Origin of the sequence: Microcystis sp. LE19-10.1B, from assembly GCF_027530565.1 — a bacterium.
GTDB lineage: Bacteria > Cyanobacteriota > Cyanobacteriia > Cyanobacteriales > Microcystaceae > Microcystis > Microcystis aeruginosa.
Window position 1 is genome coordinate 1 of the sequence record NZ_JAPZQM010000307.1, and the last position, 1,726, is coordinate 1,726.

The 1,726-nt window shown below is 47.3% G+C and carries 1 protein-coding gene; it reads right to left on the bottom strand.

All coding sequences use genetic code 11. The annotated features are described in order from the left end of the window. On the bottom strand, positions 1-1,726 hold a 1,726-nt coding region (locus tag O9332_RS10995; RefSeq protein WP_288025463.1), incomplete at both ends, for a formylglycine-generating enzyme family protein.

A 1,726-nucleotide genomic window follows, 5' to 3' on the forward strand; every position in this document is an offset into this window, starting at 1 on the left:
CCAAGCGTAATCTTCTAACTGATTAGCATCATCACCGAAATAATAGCGAGTAGTGGTCCCCGCACGACAGGCATATTCCCATTCCGCTTCTGTCGGTAGGCGATAGGTTTTCCCGGTTATTTGACTCAATTTCTGACAAAAAGCTTGAGCGTCGTCCCAGCTAACCTTTTCTACCGGATTTTGGGGATTGTTTTTAAACTGAGAGGGATTTGTTCCCATTACCGCTTGATATTGTGCCTGAGTGACAGGATATTTGCCAATAGCAAAACTGTTTATTTTAACTTGGTGTTGAGGCTTTTCCCAACTTTCAGCATCGCGATCACTGTCAGGAGAGCCCATGAGAAATTGACCTGCTGGTAAGCCTACCATTTCCAGTGTTAGTCCATTGGGTAGGTTTTCGGTAAATGGAGTTAGCTTTGCTGGGGGAGGTGGTGGCGAAGAGGGCGCTGGAGGCGCTACTTTAGGTAACGGTGTAGATGTCACAGTAGCGATAGGTAACTGTGTAGATGTCACATTGGGGACGCACACCACCCGAAAACCGAGGATGGAGTAGTTGAGGTCGTAGCGGCGGACGTAGCTGTAGCGGAAAGCGGAACGGCAGTAATCCGGATTGAAGTACCAAGAACCGCCCCGCAGTATTTGATAATCATTATCCCTTATCAGCCAAGCACTGCCATCCCTTGGCGCTCCGATATAGTTATCGTGCCAATTGTCTTCGCACCACTCCCAAACATTGCCAATCATGTCATGGAGTCCCCAAGCATTGGGCTTTTTCTGACCCACAGGATGAGTTGTATTTTGAGAATTTCCGCCATGCCAAGCGTAATCTCCTAACTGACTAACATCGTCACCGAAATAATAGCGAGTGGTTGTCCCCCCACGACAGGCATATTCCCATTCCGCTTCTGTCGGTAGGCGATAGGTTTTCCCGGTTATTTGACTCAATTTTTGGCAAAAGGCTTGAGCATCATTCCAACGAACCTTTTCTACCGGATTTTGGGGATTGTTTTTAAACCAAGAGGGATTGGTTCCCATTACTGCTTCATATTGTGCCTGAGTCACTGGATATTTCCCAATCGCAAAACTGTTGACTTTAACTTGGTGTTGAGGCTTTTCCGAATCCCTAGCATCGGGATCACTGTCAGGAGAGCCCATGAGAAATTGACCTGCTGGTAAGCCTACCATCTCCAGTGTTATTCCCTTGGATATTTTTTCTGTAAATGGAGTTAGCTTTGCTGGGGGAGGTGGTGGCGAAGAGGGCGCTGGAGGCGCTACTTTAGGTAACGGTGTAGATGTCACAGTAGCGATAGGTAACTGTGTAGATGTCACATTGGGCACGCACACTACCCGAAACCCGATGTCGTAGTTCGGGTCATCGCGGATGTAGCGATACGCAGAACGGCAATTCACGGGATAGTAGTACCAAGAGCCGCCACGAATTGTATGATAATTATTGTCATTTGTCAGCCAAGCACTGCCATCACTTGGCGCATTTATATAACTATCATGCCAATTATCTTCGCACCACTCCCAAACATTACCACTCATGTCATACAATCCCCAAGCATTGGGCTTTTTCTGACCCACAGGATGAGTTGTATTTTGAGAATTTCCGCTATACCAAGCGTAATCTTCTAACTGATTAGCATCATCACCGAAATAATAGCGAGTAGTGGTCCCCGCACGACAGGCATATTCCCATTCCGCTTCTGTCGGTAGGCGATAG